Origin of the sequence: Natrinema halophilum, from assembly GCF_013402815.2 — an archaeon.
Classification (GTDB): domain Archaea; phylum Halobacteriota; class Halobacteria; order Halobacteriales; family Natrialbaceae; genus Natrinema; species Natrinema halophilum.
The window spans coordinates 43,081-56,996 of record NZ_CP084881.1 but is presented as its reverse complement, the minus strand read 5'-3'; the positions used below and the strand labels follow the sequence as shown (position 1 = coordinate 56,996).

Here is a 13,916-nt window from a genome sequence, read left to right as displayed (position 1 = left end):
AATTACATTCCAAGCGTAGGTGTGTTTCAAGAGTGTCTTCATCCACGCCGAACAGAAGACAAAGAGTTCGTCGCCGGTAGGCTTCTGCTCGGAGGAACTGTAACGCACGGCACTCGTTCGCAGAAAGTTCGCCTCTTGAACTTGGTCTGACTAACTCTGACGGTGACATAACTGGCGTTCTTCGCTACTGATATGAATAAGTGAGCCAGACAGAGTGAAACTGAAAGTAATTCACCTATCAGTTTCACTTTCACTCTACGTGTGGCTCGGGACTATACTATGTGCATCCATCGACACTCATATGACCCAAACTAAAGACAGGCACACTGCTGATGAAGGCGTTCGGATCCGTGGATCGCATCTTCCACGGGGTGGGCAACCGAAAGATGACGAACCGCTTGCACAGTTGCACATCGGCCACTGGGCGAACAGTCCACATCACATCTACATCGCCGAAAACGGAGACTACGTTTCAGAGGAAATCGTGATCGGTCGCGAAGAGATCCCGAAGGTGATTGAAGCGCTCGCGGAACGAGCATACCCTGCTCACGAAGACGAGATTCGACGTCGGCTCGATCGCACCCTCGAAGACTCTGGTGATGAACAGTAGATGCAAGGAAATGAAAATTAGTAACCGATCAATTTGACCACGGTTTTGCTTCGTCTGGATCAGCCAGATCCTGATATTCTGCAAGATACCGTGCCTTCTGTTGTTCGGTTGTGAAAACAGGCTCAAATCCAGCGGCTTCGACCGCACGTTGGAATGTCCCAAATCGATTCAGATAAACAGGTAACGAGATTGTCCCCTTTTTCTCAAGGTCGGAAGTGGTCGGTACGCGGCAGAGGGAGTCATGTAAATGGTGGATCTCAGCCAAAAGAACATAGTTGTCGTACCGGTAATTCCGCTGCTCGCCTGTCAGTGGGTGTGCGTGTTTCGCGATGCGATCTTTGACATCGTCAGGCAAGACATCGATAAATCGGATGTATTTATTGAATTCTTCGATCCCTTTAATCGGCGGTGCATCTCGATCTTGGTTGTTTTCGTCGGTCATTGGCCAATGAGCATTCTCAAATCGAAGTTATTGTCTCATCAACAGTCGACATGTCCACCTCAGTCACCTTTGAAACTGCCTCTCGAACAGAAAGCGGGTCTTCGGTCTCGAGTGGACTGCGAAGGTCAGTGATTTCAGCAAGAATATCTGGATTTACGAGCTGGTTAATGGCTTTTATCGCATCATCTGTGTTAGCAAACTGGAGAACACCGACCTGTGATGGGATTTCTGTAGCGGGTTCGTCCAGTGCGTCAAGTCCACCCTCTACCCGAGCTGAGACCCGACCTGGCATATTCGCATGGTGGAGAACCACCTCAGCGACCGTCCTGCCATTGATCAGTTCGATAGCCGCTTCCTCTATTCCCTCTCCCTCGAATTCACTGATTTCTATCGCACCCTTTGGCGCGGTTTCCAACACACTCCACGAGTCAGGGACGTCACACTCCTCTTCGACGCGACGTTTCATACTGTCAGCAGTACTCATGTTCTGGTAACAGTTCGAGCGTGAAGAAAAAGATGCTGGTGAGATAGTCGCGAAGTTTTACAATATAGGCTATGGATTCTAAAACATGAGACGGTTTTCCCAACCAGAAGATATTGATAGAGGATGGCTGGGTCTCTCCGCTACGGGCTTCGCCATTCTGGCAGTCGTGTTTGTAGGAACGGCACCTGAAACAATGAGTGGTGGCCCTATGACTGGTTTAGAAACAGTTGCTGCTGCACTCGGCATGATTATTATGGCGATCGCAGCCTCACAACTGACGCTCGAGGTTACGTTTGATCAGTTGCTGGTCACACTCTGGCTGTTCGGAATAGGCACGATCGTTCTATTTGTGTTAATAGCCGTTCTTGGAGAGGAAACGGTCGCCAACAACCCACTCACCGCAAGTGTGGCTGGACTTGTGTCAGCCCTCATCGTCACAGTAGGGACCATAGCTGTAATCGCAGCAGCAAAATACGCACGATCGACTCCTCGAACTGTTGATCCAGACGATTTCTAATCTTAGTGCTCTCGAGTAAACAGTACGATCGTCAGTTATCAAGCATCTCCTCGCGCGCCTTCTCCAGCTTCCTAAACTGGTCCGATGAGCCGCCAGTATCAGGGTGTCCCTCCAAATCTCGTACCTGTGCTTTGAACGCCGCCCGAACGATCTCATCAGGAGCATCCGGCGCAACCTCGAGAACCTCGTGTGGCTCATCGTCCCCGAGGACGTCCTCTTCCGAGGGCGCCGGCGGCGCCGCGATCTCCCCCTCATCAGCTGGCGGCAACCGAGCGGTCGCAAACTCCGACTGGCCTGTCGCAATCGGTCGATTCTCCATCTTTCGCTTTTCGTTCAGATAGAGACCGATCGCCCTGGTGTTGTCTCGGACCTTCGTGTACTGGTCGCACGCGATTGCGTAGTCAGCGCCGTCCATCGTCCACTGCAACGCGACACCGGGATCATCAGGCTCGGCAGCACTGGCGTAGGGCAGGCCGTCGGTTTTGCGCTGGGGCATTCCCGTCTCGAGTCGCCAATCGTCGACCTCGAGGCGTTCCATCTCGCGTTTGATGTCCTTGATCGCGGCGCCGAGCGTGACGTCGAACTTCGTTGTTCGCTCCCGGTCGGTAGGATTGGTTCGAGGCAGTTCTGTCGGCCAGTCGAGTCGAGATTCGGATTCACTCTGCATCTGAGGGTCCTCCGTGCTTAGTATCCGTCTCGTCGTAACGGAACGGCTCGACACGAAGCGGTTTCGGCGGGTCGATCGAGTTCATCGGCGAGTACGTGTACTTACGTCCGTGGATGGCAGCGAATCCGACCGCTTCGTGCCGAGTCTCGAATATCTTGCTTGTCGGCTTGACTTCGTACCAGTACTGTCGCTCGAGGACTGATCGGTTCCGCCGTCAGTCACCAGCTCTCGATCGTCCTGGGGTGACGCATCTCCTTTCCGCAGGTCGACCAGTTCCGACCGGTCCCATGTCGTCTGTTCTCGGCCCTGGTTTCGGCAGGTTTGACATCCAAATCGATGGGTGCTGAGCGTGACCGAGTGGTGCCCACGTGGACACACGTACGGATCGATCGGGCTTCCGGGATCAACGCGTTCTGTCTCACGGGATCGGTCAGAACTGTCACTCATGCAATCACCCCTCGCTGATCTCGAGCCTGCTTCGTGACCTCTGGAAGGTCCGGGAACTCTCGGATCCGTCGCTGCTCGAAGAACCCGCTCTCGTTCTTGACCGTCAGCTCGATACCGGTCTCTGGCCGCAGTCCACTTGACTGCTTGAAGTAGAACGGGATCTCTTCCTCCCGGCACTGCTTGAGAATTTCGCGAGCCCATTGGTGTTCCATCTCCCGACGAACGTCAGCAGATCCGCTCTCGCCACCGACAACTACCCAGTTGATGTGATCCAGGGCAACCTCGCCGATCGGCTCGATCAGTGGCTCGAAGCTGACCCACTTCGTCGAGACGTCCACGTCGCGGAGCTGCTCAATCCGGTGGGTCGTCGACGGGAATTTTCCTCCAGGACCTGAGCCGACGGACGTCCCGAGCCAGCAGTTCTCCGGCCAGTCGAGACGCCACTCGGCGGCATGATGAGGCCGCTTCGTCAGAAAGATCCAGACGTATTCTGCGTACTCGCGGACCTGATCGAGTACCTCCTGGACGAACTCGGGATCGACCTCTCGGTGGAACATGTCAGTCATGCTCCCGACGAAGACGCGACCGGGCCCGTCGGGGAAGGTGTCCCCATCGAGGTCCTCCTCGAGGCGAGTGCGGTGCATCGTGACGTTCTCCGAAGCGTTCTCCTGGGCCCATTCTTTCTCTGTCCGCCCCTGACGGAGGGAGAACTCCTCGGCGTAGCAATTCCAGCACTCAGGTCCGGCGTGACTACAGCCGGTGACTGGGTTCCAGGTATAATCCGCCCACGAGATGTTAGTGGTCTGCATCGGTATCACCGTCGGAGATCGCTTCTTGGGCACGCTCGAGCGCTGCGCGTGCCGCGTCTGGGTCTCCCCGTTCGAATGCGGCGTCGATGTCGTCGAGTGCAGCAGAGACTTCTATGATCCGTTGATCATGATCATCTATCTCAGGCGCACCCGGGAGATCGTCCTCTTCTGGGACATATTCGTATAATCCTCTGTTCACTTTCTGAACGATTCCGAGCTTCTGCAACTGCCGAAACGCGTCGTTCACGTACTGTTTGCGGTGATCGGTCTGTTCACGCACACGCAGCGGGTTGACTCTTCCTTCCGATCGAATGACTTCAAGGACGTCTTCCTCGACGTCGTCCGGCTGATATTCCATTGGTGGATCGGTTGCTGTACTCATACCTCAATCTTACTACAGAGGACATTACTAAGTAGTTTACGGAGCCAATACAAGGTCAATTACTCCGTAACCTTTTTAGTAATCGGGATTGTAGATGGTAGTAGAGGCCGAGGGACGTCGGCAAAAAGCCGGCCGGGTGCCATCAACACCCGACCTCGGTCTTGGAGAAGACCAACGATGTCTACGACATACCAACCTAAGGACGTTTCGAACGATTCGGACGACGTCGAGCGGTTGCTCGAGTCCGTCTCAAACGGCCGCGTGACGGTCCAGCGCGTCCTCGAATTCATCCGTGGAAAGCGCTCAAAAGACGAAATGAAGGGCAGTGACTGGCTGAACGCTATCAACCACGTTCGACGGCACTGCGACGAGACGCTCGTGCTCTACGCAGAGGGCGACTGCAAGGCCACCTCGATCTGCCGGACGGACTACGGCGCGATCGACCGCGTTGATTTCGGAACTCGGTCCGGCCGCCACCGACAGTTCGTTTCCTACGACGTCGCAAAGGACGATCTCCACAAAACCGGCTGGGAGGTCCTGACCCACGACGAAGCAAAGCGCCGGTTCGACGCGTACGTCAGAGCCCACGAAGACCACAAACGTGACGGAGGCGATGCGTGATGCCAGTTATCGACGTCACCGACCTGATGGCCACGCCCGCCGGTCGCGATGAGATCGGGACGCCGGACGAGGCGATCGGTCGCTGTGACAATTGCGGCGAACTCTACCGCCGCCGAGAGGGTTCCTGGCACCTCTGCAATGGCGAGCGCGTCGAATACGAACAAGAGACCGACGAGTCCGTGCTGCTCCCTCGAGGTGAGGCATGATGATAGTTCGTGATCACGAACACGTTGCGAAACGCGCCGAGCAACTCGAGCGCGAAGCCGCTCGTGAGATGCGAAAGCTCGCCGAAGCCCACGCCGTCGCCGGCCCGGAGCACGTCGACGGGACCGATGGATCGGAGATCATCGTCGCCGGCGACGACGGCCTCCGTGCTGACGGTGGCGAGCCAGGCGAGGACCGCGAACCGATCGACGTCGGTAATCACGTCCAGGACCGTGAGGATCCCGACGCGACGATGGTGGTGGTCAACCTCGATACGCTTCGGGCCGATGCGTACGAACTCGAGGATGGTGGGCCAACGGTCGCGGACGTAAACCCGCAATACCCGGAGACCGACGACGTTGTCGAAGTGATCTACCCGCAGCGGACAGACCTGACGCTCGAGGGGAAGGAAACGTACGCCTTCCCGCGGGAGCGCCTCGAGGTCGTTGCTCGAGTCCATGATCGCGACGGCGGCGATGGGGGTGAGAAGTGATGCCATTCAACGGTCCTGAATACGAGCCTAACCCGAATCTCCCGGACGGGTTGTCGTACTGCGTCGCCTGCGGCACGGTCATGGTGTACCACAGCTCTCGTGACTGTCCGTCGTGCATGCTCGCCGAGCGCCTCGAGGAAATCGAGGAGGAACTCGACGCACTCTCGGAAGACGGCGAGATGATCGCCGAGCACATCGTCGACACGCACGAGTCAATCCACGGCCAGCTGGAGAGCCTCAAGGAGCGGGTCGATCGTGCCGAGCGTGACATCGATATCATCGATGGGGGTCTCTGATGGCGGCCGCCGAGCCCACCCACGATCCTACAGCCGGAATCGACGAGGCAACGCTCACCCGCGACCGCCGCGGCGCCGAGCAGTCGATGGGGATCTGGCCGATCGCCGACGACCTCTGGGGTGTCGGAACTGGTAGCGGTGAGGAGTACTCTGAGTACCTGGTCGACCTTCGCAGAGGCCGGTGTACGTGCGACGATTGGCAGTATCGTGGCGAGCCCGGCAGTGGACAGATCACCCGCTGCAAGCACGCCGCGCGCATCCTCCAGGCACTCGGTCGGACCGAACCGCCGGCGGACGCTGACCCGAGTCCGGAGCTAGCGGCCCAGCGCACGAGGTGGTCGCGATGAGTATCCAGACTGCCAACCTCGAGGGTGCTGCCGAGGCCGTCCCATCGCACCCGACCGTCCACGACGCCCGGCTCGTCGATCGTCGCGACGCCGGCGGCCGCCTGGCGGTCGAGATCGTCCTGGGGCCACAGGTCGACCGCGTCCCGCCAGGGGTACTGCGGATTCTCGCCGAACACGACTGCGGAATCCGGCAGACACAGCCGCAAGGAACGTTCCTTGTCGCGGAGGTGCGGTAGATGTCGATCGTTCGCGGCGCCGTCGCTGCGGTGATCGAGTGGCTGCCGCTCGTCCGACTCGCCGACGTCACCGGTGACGGCGACCTCGAGCTCGTGGTCGGTCCAAAGCCGAGCAGCACGATCGGGACGGTCCTCCGCCACGCCGGCGACCGGTCGATCCAGATCGGGCAACTCGTGATCACGCTGGGGGCCGAGTAATGCCTCGAGACGCACTCGCTCGAGACACGGAGTACATCCTCATTCGAAGTGACACGCCGGTCGACGTCGACGGCTTCAACTCGGCGAACCGACTGGAGAGGTAGAATGTCTGGAGTGTAGAAAGTCAGACCAGAATATAGACGAAATCCCACACAAGCCAGATTGCAGCCAGCGATACGCGAAAACGGATTACTGGCGCAAACACTTCTTATCGGAATAGTCAACTATACGCCATCTATTCCTTGGCGAGATTATTCGGAATTACAAGTAGTCTTTTTAACAGACGTGAGCGTTTGCTGAAGTATGATCCAGGACCCCAGGGTTTTCGATGACGGATTCGACGATGTCGAGTTGCTCCATCGAGAGGGGGAAATGGAAGAGGTACTCAAACGAATCGTTGGGTCTCTCACTGACAGCGAGATCCTACTGTCAGGCCCGAGCGGGGTTGGGAAGTCTCTGTTCGCACAGAAAGCGCTCGACGAACTCGAGGCGCGACGATCCGTCGATCGAATCAAAATCAAATGCCTGGGGAAAACGAGGGCCGCCATCTTCCGGTCGCTCCTCGAGGCCCATCCAAACGGCCCAGATACTGTTGCACAGACCAGAGCCACCGACTCCGTCCAGGAAGAGTTCGAGGAGATTGTCGATCGGAAGACAGTGATCGTCCTGGACGAAGGCGACGATCTCCCCTACACCGATGCGGTCGGAGATCTTCTCGCGATGCCGGACGTCACGGTCGTCGCGATAGTCCACGATGCGACAGACTGGCTGTCCAAACTCGAGATCGACGACGGGCACGCGTTCGATATCGGCCACATCAAACTCGACCATTACGTCACTGACGAACTTGCGGACATCCTCGAGCGACGGGCTCGCCAAGGCTTCTTCCGGCCTGATATCGTGTCCCGGACCCAGCTTCGGGATCTCGCTGACGATGTCGCCGGCGTTGCGCGGAACGGGATCCAACGCTTGTGGGGAGCTGCCAATATCGCCGACGAACGTGAGCACCTAACGATCCACGATGAAGATATCCAGGATGGCGAGGATCGGGCTTGGCGTCGGATCCGCCGGCTCAACCTCGAGTCACTTCCCGTTCACCACCGCGTGCTGTACGCGATCGTCCACGAGGCTGGCGAGATCTCCGGCGAAGCGCTCCATGAGAGATACGACGAGGTCGCGGACGTCATCTATCAGGGCGAGCCAGCTCAGCCGATCGGCGAGCGAGCTCGACGCGAAAAGTTTCAGAAGCTTCGCGAGTACAAACTCGTCGACTACGAGGGGCCGACCAGGGATCGCACCTACTGGGTCATCGATGAGGATGTCGAGCCACAACATATCGAGTTACCGGAATCGGTATCAACGAGGTGATATACTAATTTACTCTTTTTTGTATCGATAATAAGTTTTGGCTCCGTCTTGCGATTCGATATACCTCGTTTCTAACTCATCAACATATACAAGAGTCTGACAAATTGACTCAAAATATGCTCTAAGAACAGCATCTGCTATCTGCTCTGCATTTTCTGAGTGATCAGCGTCATAACCCTCCTCAAACGATGCTCTATACTCGTGAATGGTTGCCGCCTCCGGATAAATTTCTTTGAAGTATTCTATTGCAGCACCTATCTGTGATACAGGGTACCCATCCTCCCATTCTTTCTCGCTTATCGGCATAGAAGGGCTTTGATTCGGAAGGTGTAAATACTTGTCAGATGGACATTCGGTAGATCTTTTACATATTGCTCGCAATCAGGTACGTAACCTAATCTATGTCCAGTGCTACACCCCCACCACCCCCCTTGACGCCAGATGAGATTGGGGACATCGACGATCCAGATGATATAGATGATCAGAAGGTTGATCAGTTAGTTGGCGACGGCGTCCAAGAAACGCTTATGGTGCAAAAGGGGCGTATCCAACACAGCCAAGAGCCGACAAATTCAGGCAGTTCAAACCGTGGTGTGTACGAAATATTTGTATCTCGAATCTTGCGAACTTCACAGGCTGCAACGGACGCCAATGTTAACCGTGAGGGTGTCGTAGATAGGAGTACACGAGCAGAGAGGAAACCTATGAATCAACAGGTGCAAGTGGTCAATATCGCCAGTTTCCGGACGTTTACTGGATTGGCTTCGTTAGCGTCACTTGCATTCACAGTTCTGTTTCTGTCGCTCTTTCTGAGCGACGATTTGGCAGGACCAATTGCAGCTATCCTGTTAGTCCTCCTATCGCTGTCGACTGTTGGTTTCGCGAAGCTTTGGCATGAACTTAGGAAGTATTAGAGAAGCGCTTGATCTATTCTACTCGCTCGAGGAGGAAAATCAACAATTGTTTGCGGCTCTCAAAAACACCCTGATGGGTGCAATTCCAGGCGCTGTTGGAATTATCGCCATGTTGCACACTGTCGGGTGGGAACACACCGATTTCATTCTAAACATGGGATTCCTCCTATTTGGGGTATTTGTTGCTCTTGTCTGCTACCGAATCTGGGAACTGGTCCGGTTTGAATTTACGTGGCCCACTGGGCTAAAGTGAATTTGGACACTCCCACCGCCGCATTCTGTGGCTGATGCTGATGCTTAATAGCGATCGTTTTCCCCGTTACGACGAAAACACAACTATGACTAGCAGCGAGAGACAACCAGAAGACAATATGCTACCCGACGAACACCATGTGATCGCTGAACGCGCACCGGACTTGGACAGACTCGAAGAGGATGAATACCTCACGAGTGATGAGATCGCCAACGCACTCGGCATCGATCTCGAGTGAAATCTTTTGGTGAGGCTGGATCGATTAAAAGAAGATATCGTGGAGTTCGCCCGAGGTGTTGTCTTCTGGATCGATCCCTAATTCACGGAGATCGTCGTCGCTCGGCGGTTCACCCTTACCGTGATAACCGACAACCGCTTCATCGAGGTTTTCGAGTGCATCTTCGCAAGTCGGTCCCTGGGACGCCACACCAGTTTCTTCGTCGCGAGCAACCCACAGCGCGCCGCTCTCACCGAGTGAAAGCGAAATTTTGACCGGCGGGCTCGAGCCGTTGTCCCCGGTTCCGTCGGCGTCGGTGCTCATAGCTCGAGAAACAAGGGGGTGTCAGATAAGCGTTCGGCGTCCGTCAATCTTAACCAACAGTGGCGGGCTGCTGCCCCGGTTGTTGGTTAAAATCGAAAATAACCGCTTATCGGCCCCAGCTTTGCAATCACGCTGGCGCAACGTCGGGCGAATGCTGGCCAATGGGGAGGTCGATGTCGATCTCCTCATACCAGACGACCGGGCGTTTTGCACGACCATGCTGCTCGAGTTCGATAAGGCCGTAGTCGGCAAGTTCGGTGACGTTCTCCGTGACCTCTGGCGGGTGGCGATCAACGATTCGAGCGAGTTCGCGAATGCTACTTGGTTCGTGATCCGCGATCGCCTCGAGGAGCTCGAGATTTACCGGCCGGAAGATCCGACCGAACGTCTCGAGATCTTCGACTGAGAGTGTCGATGGCTTTGGGTCAACACTCTCGCCGGCATCGAGTGCTGCAAGCGTGTCTTCGAGATCGCTTCGATCGGACGACGAATTGATTCGGACGTGGAGTGTTCGGGTCATGATTTGAAGCTGAGTGGGGGGCTACCAATCGGTCCGTTTTTCGAATGGAAGCGCCGCGCGCCACGCACGGTATAGGGTTTGCAAACCGGGGAAGTCACCCTCGTATGTTCGTGAACCGAGATGTAATTCGTGAACGCCGTGGTGGTTATCGAGTCGGATGTAGGGATTCTCGCCGCCAGCAACACCGTAATGGAAGGAGTATTTGACTTCTTCCGGGAACTTCGTTGATTTGGGCACCGCAAGGACGCGGACACGGGCGACAGTGCCATCCGCGTAGGCTTCGATCTCGTCGCGAACAACGGTGACGTCATCGCTCATCCCTGTATGTTAGTATACGCCCTAACACAATAAGTGTTAGGTTTTAGCCTAACATAATCTCAAATCTACGTGCGAATTCGTCGTATACGATAGGCTTTTCAACTGATACTAATGGGATAGTAGTATGAACACCTGCTCAGATTGTGGTGCCGCTGTAAATCAGTCTGACAAATTTTGTAGCGAATGTGGATCGGACATTGAGCCTCCGAAGATAAACAGCGATGTCTACAAAGAAACGGATTACCAAGCTCACAAGGGAGGTCTTTTCAGAAACTACGTTTTCGACGCTGGACATGTCCAGACATGGGAATGGGTAGTAATGACAGCACTTCTCTTTTTTCTTCCACCAGTCGGTTTCTTCGTTGCTGGTTGGATCCTTATCGGGTGTATTCACAAAGTAGATGCCACTGGGACTAGGGTTAACCCAGGCGGACGATCATCAGCCGGACTATTCTCGCTTATATTACTCACGGTCGGAGCTTTAATCGTCAGCGGAGTTCTCCTGCTTCTGCTATTGATCGCTCTTCTATAAGCGGAATAGTTCGGCGGGATTCACTAATTGATTAGTGGCTAAAGGCATTAACCAACACGGTCAGTTGTCCACTGCGGATGTTGGTTAAGGCAATACCACCATTTTAATACAGGACCGACAGTCACACCATCGAGATTATTCGGAATTGTAAGTCGATTTAAAGGGGGTATCAACCCTCATCGCAATTGCCATGTCGACGACGACTACCAGGCGGATCGACATCGACCTACGCCGCGATCTCGGGAAAGACGTCCCCGAAGGCGAGCCCGCGACGGCCACGTTAGAGTTAACCTACAACGACGATGGCGGGCGTACGGTGAGTCTCGATTACGGACAAGAGGAATGGGTTCTCGAATTTGATAATCAGGGCCGGTGCGTCGATCGAGATACGCCGACGCGGCCGCTACCGGGCTGGGTCAGTGAAGCTGTGGAACTGGTCAAGGGTGAGCTGAGGTGAGATCGGTGTCACTCGCCGCTATCGTCGACAGGGTCAAGCTCATCTACGTCGAGATCGCCTTCCAGATAAGCTTCGCCTATGTCTGTAAGGCGATAGAGACCTCGATCAAGACGTTCAAGGAGCCCATACTCCGTAAGCTTGCGGCACCGATCGCCAGCGTAGTCTCGACTGATATCTATTCGGGGAACGTCCCCGTCACGGGACAGAGCGCGAGGCGTCATGTTCCCCTCATCAAACATCAGCTCAAGGATTCGGTCATCAGCAGGCAACCTCATCCACTCCGCCGGCTGGCGCATCTCGCGCTTAACTGGGCAAACAGGACTCATATGTACACCGGTATACGGATCAAATCACGCTACTGACCAATAAATATCCCGTTTATAACGGTAGGCATCCCGTTATTGGTGGGAAAAGTATTAGTCAGTCGAATTACTCACTGTAGATGGGAAGTCAGTCTCGCCAGAACCTGCAAAGGTTCGGGGTGTTAGGCCACCCCGAGATTGACTTCCAATCCCACTGGAAGGGATTTCAGAAGTCATGAATGACAACAACAACGGGGTTAAAAACGATTACCCCATCGAGAGTTGGACAGTTGGTCGTTCGGACGACCATGATCAGAACGCAGACGTCACTAACGAAGACGAATCGCTACCGCGCGAGCACGCGGCAGAAACGACGAGGCGATGTCCACGGCCTGGCCCTCGTCAAGAGAACAGTTCAGCACCGAACCATGAAAACGCCACCGGTAGCCGTCGACCGGCCGACACGAGAATCGCACTGACGGATGGCGGCACCGAGATCGGAACGGGCCAGGACGTCCAGACCATAGCCGGCGAGCTAACGAAATTCCAAATTCGGGCACTGGCTACGGTCGCCTGCCAAGACCGGCACGGCATCGGGATCAAAGACGAACTCGAGTCCTACTACGGCAAAGAGGTTAACCACGGTCGCCTCTACCCGAACCTCGATGAACTGGTCGATCTCGGTCTGATCGAGAAGGGGAGCCGCGACCGTCGCACGAATAACTACTCGATCACCGAGCCTGGCCGTCGGGTGCTGCAGCACGAACTCAGTTGGCTCGAGGAGCAGGTTTCTCGAGGGGATGACGCATGATCCGCACATTCCTTCGGGACCTTTTCCGTGATGAACCAGTGCGGTCCGACCTTCCGCTCGATGCAGCGGTACATCTGATGAGCAACGAGCGCCGGCGGTTGGCTGTCGAGCTCATCGACGCACTCGGACCGATGGAACTGAAAGTGCTCGCTGATGCGTTCGCAGCGATCTCCGATATCGATCGAAAGGGAGCATACGTCACGCTCTACCAAACACATCTTCCGAAATTGGACAAGCACGATGTGATTGAGCTTGGCGATCGTGGCCACCACATCGAGCCAGGCGAGCATTTCAATGCGTTAGTCAAGTGCATCTCGGACCTCGAGGAGCGGTTTGAGATCGAGACAGATTCGTCGCAGGTGTTCGAATTCGATGAAGACGACGCAGTGGCGGAAATCGCGGGTGATGCCTAATGGCAGGCTGGAACCCGACACTCGTAACCCCTGACGGTGAGGAAATCGAGCCATCGTCGAAGCTTGCCGGCACCCACAACACCACCAGTACGCGACAGCCGTCCGCCTCCAGCCGCGTGCACGCTTCCAAACTCCGCCAGGGTCTCCTCGAGAAGAAAGCGTTCGAGACGCTCTGCTGTCCGGACTGCGGGCGTGAACACGATACCCGCGAGGCCGAAGCCGATTGTCTTCGAGAACACGTTCGCGAGCGGGCAGATACACTCCAGCGCTGGGCCGATGATGGTCACGACATCCTGTCGAAGGAGGTGGGTGCCTAATGACGACCGAAGTCATGACCCTTCAGGAGTACGCCGACATGCTCGGCGAGCTCGCAGAAGACTGGGACGGCGATCAACCCGCAGTCCTCATCGGAGACGTCACCGGCAACGTCAGCGTGAACGCGAAAGAGGGCTTCTCGAAGTATGGTCCTGTTGGGTACGCCCAGGAGTGTTTTGAAGGCAACGGTGTGTTCGAACTTGGGCAGAAAGGGGACCGCCGCTTTTTCGGAACGATGCTATTCGCGGTTGACGATCTCGGTGAAGACGCGAGAGAACAACTCGAGGCTGACGAGGAGGTGACCGCCTGATGGCGAGCCTCCAGCGGCACACGAACCACAGCCCATGTCGGAACTGTGGACACAGTCGCGCCTACCACAAGCGAGTGCGCGTCTACCCAGACGACGGCCCCACGGGGAG

General features: G+C 55.9%; 28 protein-coding genes. 19 read left to right on the top strand and 9 right to left on the bottom strand.

Annotation, left to right across the window (positions count from 1 at the left end; translation table 11 throughout):
* Positions 1-301 precede the first annotated feature (301 nt).
* Positions 302-610, top strand: a complete 309-nt coding sequence (locus HYG82_RS44210) for a hypothetical protein (protein WP_235218290.1) — start codon at positions 302-304, stop codon at positions 608-610.
* 28 nt (positions 611-638) lie between these two features.
* Here the strand turns inward: HYG82_RS44210 and HYG82_RS44205 are convergent, their stop codons facing one another.
* Both HYG82_RS44205 and HYG82_RS44200 read right to left on the bottom strand, forming a co-directional pair.
* Positions 639-1,052 (bottom strand): homing endonuclease associated repeat-containing protein, encoded by a 414-nt coding sequence (locus tag HYG82_RS44205; RefSeq protein ID WP_235218289.1) that lies wholly within the window; start codon positions 1,050-1,052, stop codon positions 639-641.
* A 16-nt stretch (positions 1,053-1,068) separates the two neighbouring features.
* Positions 1,069-1,536, bottom strand: coding sequence for a hypothetical protein (locus tag HYG82_RS44200; protein ID WP_235218288.1), 468 nt, complete (start codon positions 1,534-1,536; stop codon positions 1,069-1,071).
* Between the two features lie 85 nt (positions 1,537-1,621).
* Here HYG82_RS44200 and HYG82_RS44195 point away from each other — a divergent pair, with 85 nt between their 5' ends.
* Entirely contained in the window at positions 1,622-2,053 is a 432-nt protein-coding gene (locus tag HYG82_RS44195) for a hypothetical protein (protein ID WP_235218287.1), read from the top strand.
* Between the two features lie 31 nt (positions 2,054-2,084).
* On the opposite strand, the gene HYG82_RS44190 is transcribed toward HYG82_RS44195, so the two are convergent.
* From HYG82_RS44190 to HYG82_RS44180, 3 genes are all read right to left on the bottom strand, one after another.
* Positions 2,085-2,720, bottom strand: a complete 636-nt coding sequence (locus HYG82_RS44190) for a J domain-containing protein (protein ID WP_235218286.1) — start codon at positions 2,718-2,720, stop codon at positions 2,085-2,087.
* A 443-nt stretch (positions 2,721-3,163) separates the two neighbouring features.
* Positions 3,164-3,976, bottom strand: a complete 813-nt coding sequence (locus HYG82_RS44185; RefSeq protein ID WP_235218285.1) for a DUF5131 family protein — start codon at positions 3,974-3,976, stop codon at positions 3,164-3,166.
* Positions 3,963-4,358 carry a hypothetical protein gene (locus HYG82_RS44180; protein WP_235218284.1) on the bottom strand — a complete coding sequence of 132 codons (396 nt, stop codon included), beginning with the start codon at positions 4,356-4,358 and terminating at the stop codon, positions 3,963-3,965. Before HYG82_RS44180 ends, HYG82_RS44185 begins: the two co-directional genes overlap by 14 nt.
* A 177-nt stretch (positions 4,359-4,535) precedes the next feature.
* Here HYG82_RS44180 and HYG82_RS44175 point away from each other — a divergent pair, with 177 nt between their 5' ends.
* The 8 genes from HYG82_RS44175 (at position 4,536) to HYG82_RS44140 (ending at position 8,121) form a co-directional block, all read left to right on the top strand.
* Complete coding sequence (locus tag HYG82_RS44175; protein WP_235218283.1) at positions 4,536-4,979, top strand: hypothetical protein; 444 nt, start codon at positions 4,536-4,538, stop codon at positions 4,977-4,979.
* Entirely contained in the window at positions 4,979-5,185 is a 207-nt protein-coding gene (locus HYG82_RS44170) for a hypothetical protein (protein WP_235218282.1), read from the top strand. Before HYG82_RS44175 ends, HYG82_RS44170 begins: the two co-directional genes overlap by 1 nt.
* On the top strand, positions 5,185-5,676 hold the full coding sequence (locus HYG82_RS44165; RefSeq protein ID WP_235218281.1) for a hypothetical protein: 492 nt from the start codon (positions 5,185-5,187) through the stop codon (positions 5,674-5,676). The genes HYG82_RS44170 and HYG82_RS44165 overlap by 1 nt, the downstream gene beginning before the upstream one ends.
* Positions 5,676-5,972 (top strand): hypothetical protein, encoded by a 297-nt coding sequence (locus HYG82_RS44160; RefSeq protein WP_235218280.1) that lies wholly within the window; start codon positions 5,676-5,678, stop codon positions 5,970-5,972. Before HYG82_RS44165 ends, HYG82_RS44160 begins: the two co-directional genes overlap by 1 nt.
* Entirely contained in the window at positions 5,972-6,319 is a 348-nt protein-coding gene (locus HYG82_RS44155; protein WP_235218279.1) for an SWIM zinc finger family protein, read from the top strand. Before HYG82_RS44160 ends, HYG82_RS44155 begins: the two co-directional genes overlap by 1 nt.
* Positions 6,316-6,555, top strand: coding sequence for a hypothetical protein (locus tag HYG82_RS44150; RefSeq protein ID WP_235218278.1), 240 nt, complete (start codon positions 6,316-6,318; stop codon positions 6,553-6,555). The genes HYG82_RS44155 and HYG82_RS44150 overlap by 4 nt, the downstream gene beginning before the upstream one ends.
* A complete protein-coding gene (locus HYG82_RS44145; RefSeq protein WP_235218277.1) occupies positions 6,556-6,753 on the top strand; it encodes a hypothetical protein in 198 nt (65 codons plus the stop codon).
* 303 nt (positions 6,754-7,056) lie between these two features.
* Positions 7,057-8,121, top strand: a complete 1,065-nt coding sequence (locus HYG82_RS44140; RefSeq protein ID WP_235218276.1) for a Cdc6/Cdc18 family protein — start codon at positions 7,057-7,059, stop codon at positions 8,119-8,121.
* Positions 8,122-8,130: 9 nt separating this feature from the next.
* Here HYG82_RS44140 and HYG82_RS44135 read toward each other — a convergent pair whose 3' ends face one another.
* Positions 8,131-8,427, bottom strand: coding sequence for a hypothetical protein (locus HYG82_RS44135; protein WP_235218275.1), 297 nt, complete (start codon positions 8,425-8,427; stop codon positions 8,131-8,133).
* Positions 8,428-9,015: 588 nt separating this feature from the next.
* Between HYG82_RS44135 and HYG82_RS44130 the strand changes: the two genes are divergently transcribed.
* Positions 9,016-9,288: a hypothetical protein gene (locus tag HYG82_RS44130; RefSeq protein ID WP_235218274.1), complete on the top strand. Its 273-nt coding sequence runs from the start codon at positions 9,016-9,018 to the stop codon at positions 9,286-9,288.
* 85 nt (positions 9,289-9,373) lie between these two features.
* Positions 9,374-9,526, top strand: a complete 153-nt coding sequence (locus HYG82_RS44125) for a hypothetical protein (RefSeq protein WP_235218273.1) — start codon at positions 9,374-9,376, stop codon at positions 9,524-9,526.
* A gap of 24 nt (positions 9,527-9,550) precedes the next feature.
* Here the strand turns inward: HYG82_RS44125 and HYG82_RS44120 are convergent, their stop codons facing one another.
* From HYG82_RS44120 to HYG82_RS44110, 3 genes are all read right to left on the bottom strand, one after another.
* A complete protein-coding gene (locus tag HYG82_RS44120) occupies positions 9,551-9,829 on the bottom strand; it encodes a type II toxin-antitoxin system HicB family antitoxin (protein ID WP_235218272.1) in 279 nt (92 codons plus the stop codon).
* Between the two features lie 127 nt (positions 9,830-9,956).
* Positions 9,957-10,349, bottom strand: coding sequence for an HVO_A0114 family putative DNA-binding protein (locus HYG82_RS44115; protein ID WP_235218271.1), 393 nt, complete (start codon positions 10,347-10,349; stop codon positions 9,957-9,959).
* A 21-nt stretch (positions 10,350-10,370) separates the two neighbouring features.
* Positions 10,371-10,667, bottom strand: coding sequence for a toxin-antitoxin system TumE family protein (locus HYG82_RS44110; RefSeq protein ID WP_235218270.1), 297 nt, complete (start codon positions 10,665-10,667; stop codon positions 10,371-10,373).
* A 124-nt stretch (positions 10,668-10,791) separates the two neighbouring features.
* Between HYG82_RS44110 and HYG82_RS44105 the strand changes: the two genes are divergently transcribed.
* From HYG82_RS44105 to HYG82_RS44075, 7 genes are all read left to right on the top strand, one after another.
* Positions 10,792-11,199 carry a zinc-ribbon domain-containing protein gene (locus HYG82_RS44105; RefSeq protein WP_235218269.1) on the top strand — a complete coding sequence of 136 codons (408 nt, stop codon included), beginning with the start codon at positions 10,792-10,794 and terminating at the stop codon, positions 11,197-11,199.
* 190 nt (positions 11,200-11,389) lie between these two features.
* On the top strand, positions 11,390-11,656 hold the full coding sequence (locus HYG82_RS44100) for a hypothetical protein (RefSeq protein WP_235218268.1): 267 nt from the start codon (positions 11,390-11,392) through the stop codon (positions 11,654-11,656).
* Positions 11,657-11,661: 5 nt separating this feature from the next.
* The gene (locus HYG82_RS44525; RefSeq protein WP_343233133.1) at positions 11,662-12,018 is read left to right on the top strand and encodes a hypothetical protein; all 357 of its coding nucleotides are present in this window, start codon (positions 11,662-11,664) and stop codon (positions 12,016-12,018) included.
* A gap of 436 nt (positions 12,019-12,454) precedes the next feature.
* Positions 12,455-12,769: a PadR family transcriptional regulator gene (locus HYG82_RS44090; protein WP_235218321.1), complete on the top strand. Its 315-nt coding sequence runs from the start codon at positions 12,455-12,457 to the stop codon at positions 12,767-12,769.
* On the top strand, positions 12,766-13,182 hold the full coding sequence (locus HYG82_RS44085; protein ID WP_235218266.1) for a DUF7344 domain-containing protein: 417 nt from the start codon (positions 12,766-12,768) through the stop codon (positions 13,180-13,182). The genes HYG82_RS44090 and HYG82_RS44085 overlap by 4 nt, the downstream gene beginning before the upstream one ends.
* On the top strand, positions 13,182-13,499 hold the full coding sequence (locus HYG82_RS44080) for a hypothetical protein (protein WP_235218265.1): 318 nt from the start codon (positions 13,182-13,184) through the stop codon (positions 13,497-13,499). The genes HYG82_RS44085 and HYG82_RS44080 overlap by 1 nt, the downstream gene beginning before the upstream one ends.
* Positions 13,499-13,807 (top strand): hypothetical protein, encoded by a 309-nt coding sequence (locus tag HYG82_RS44075; RefSeq protein ID WP_235218264.1) that lies wholly within the window; start codon positions 13,499-13,501, stop codon positions 13,805-13,807. The genes HYG82_RS44080 and HYG82_RS44075 overlap by 1 nt, the downstream gene beginning before the upstream one ends.
* Positions 13,808-13,916: the final 109 nt, after the last annotated feature.

Bases quoted from the DNA above. Each gene is read 5' to 3' on its own strand.
- HYG82_RS44195 (WP_235218287.1), top strand. From the start codon at position 1,622: ATGAGACGGTTTTCCCAACCAGAAGATATTGATAGAGGATGGCTGGGT.
- HYG82_RS44110 (WP_235218270.1), bottom strand. From the start codon at position 10,667: ATGAGCGATGACGTCACCGTTGTTCGCGACGAGATCGAAGCCTACGCG.
- HYG82_RS44120 (WP_235218272.1), bottom strand. From the start codon at position 9,829: ATGAGCACCGACGCCGACGGAACCGGGGACAACGGCTCGAGCCCGCCG.
- HYG82_RS44130 (WP_235218274.1), top strand. From the start codon at position 9,016: ATGAACTTAGGAAGTATTAGAGAAGCGCTTGATCTATTCTACTCGCTC.
- HYG82_RS44185 (WP_235218285.1), bottom strand. From the start codon at position 3,976: ATGCAGACCACTAACATCTCGTGGGCGGATTATACCTGGAACCCAGTC.
- HYG82_RS44135 (WP_235218275.1), bottom strand. From the start codon at position 8,427: ATGCCGATAAGCGAGAAAGAATGGGAGGATGGGTACCCTGTATCACAG.
- HYG82_RS44105 (WP_235218269.1), top strand. From the start codon at position 10,792: ATGAACACCTGCTCAGATTGTGGTGCCGCTGTAAATCAGTCTGACAAA.
- HYG82_RS44140 (WP_235218276.1), top strand. From the start codon at position 7,057: ATGATCCAGGACCCCAGGGTTTTCGATGACGGATTCGACGATGTCGAG.
- HYG82_RS44175 (WP_235218283.1), top strand. From the start codon at position 4,536: ATGTCTACGACATACCAACCTAAGGACGTTTCGAACGATTCGGACGAC.
- HYG82_RS44155 (WP_235218279.1), top strand. From the start codon at position 5,972: ATGGCGGCCGCCGAGCCCACCCACGATCCTACAGCCGGAATCGACGAG.
- HYG82_RS44125 (WP_235218273.1), top strand. From the start codon at position 9,374: ATGACTAGCAGCGAGAGACAACCAGAAGACAATATGCTACCCGACGAA.
- HYG82_RS44200 (WP_235218288.1), bottom strand. From the start codon at position 1,536: ATGAGTACTGCTGACAGTATGAAACGTCGCGTCGAAGAGGAGTGTGAC.
- HYG82_RS44075 (WP_235218264.1), top strand. From the start codon at position 13,499: ATGACGACCGAAGTCATGACCCTTCAGGAGTACGCCGACATGCTCGGC.
- HYG82_RS44180 (WP_235218284.1), bottom strand. From the start codon at position 4,358: ATGAGTACAGCAACCGATCCACCAATGGAATATCAGCCGGACGACGTC.
- HYG82_RS44190 (WP_235218286.1), bottom strand. From the start codon at position 2,720: ATGCAGAGTGAATCCGAATCTCGACTCGACTGGCCGACAGAACTGCCT.
- HYG82_RS44145 (WP_235218277.1), top strand. From the start codon at position 6,556: ATGTCGATCGTTCGCGGCGCCGTCGCTGCGGTGATCGAGTGGCTGCCG.
- HYG82_RS44160 (WP_235218280.1), top strand. From the start codon at position 5,676: ATGCCATTCAACGGTCCTGAATACGAGCCTAACCCGAATCTCCCGGAC.
- HYG82_RS44165 (WP_235218281.1), top strand. From the start codon at position 5,185: ATGATAGTTCGTGATCACGAACACGTTGCGAAACGCGCCGAGCAACTC.
- HYG82_RS44085 (WP_235218266.1), top strand. From the start codon at position 12,766: ATGATCCGCACATTCCTTCGGGACCTTTTCCGTGATGAACCAGTGCGG.
- HYG82_RS44115 (WP_235218271.1), bottom strand. From the start codon at position 10,349: ATGACCCGAACACTCCACGTCCGAATCAATTCGTCGTCCGATCGAAGC.
- HYG82_RS44205 (WP_235218289.1), bottom strand. From the start codon at position 1,052: ATGACCGACGAAAACAACCAAGATCGAGATGCACCGCCGATTAAAGGG.
- HYG82_RS44150 (WP_235218278.1), top strand. From the start codon at position 6,316: ATGAGTATCCAGACTGCCAACCTCGAGGGTGCTGCCGAGGCCGTCCCA.
- HYG82_RS44170 (WP_235218282.1), top strand. From the start codon at position 4,979: ATGCCAGTTATCGACGTCACCGACCTGATGGCCACGCCCGCCGGTCGC.
- HYG82_RS44100 (WP_235218268.1), top strand. From the start codon at position 11,390: ATGTCGACGACGACTACCAGGCGGATCGACATCGACCTACGCCGCGAT.
- HYG82_RS44210 (WP_235218290.1), top strand. From the start codon at position 302: ATGACCCAAACTAAAGACAGGCACACTGCTGATGAAGGCGTTCGGATC.
- HYG82_RS44080 (WP_235218265.1), top strand. From the start codon at position 13,182: ATGGCAGGCTGGAACCCGACACTCGTAACCCCTGACGGTGAGGAAATC.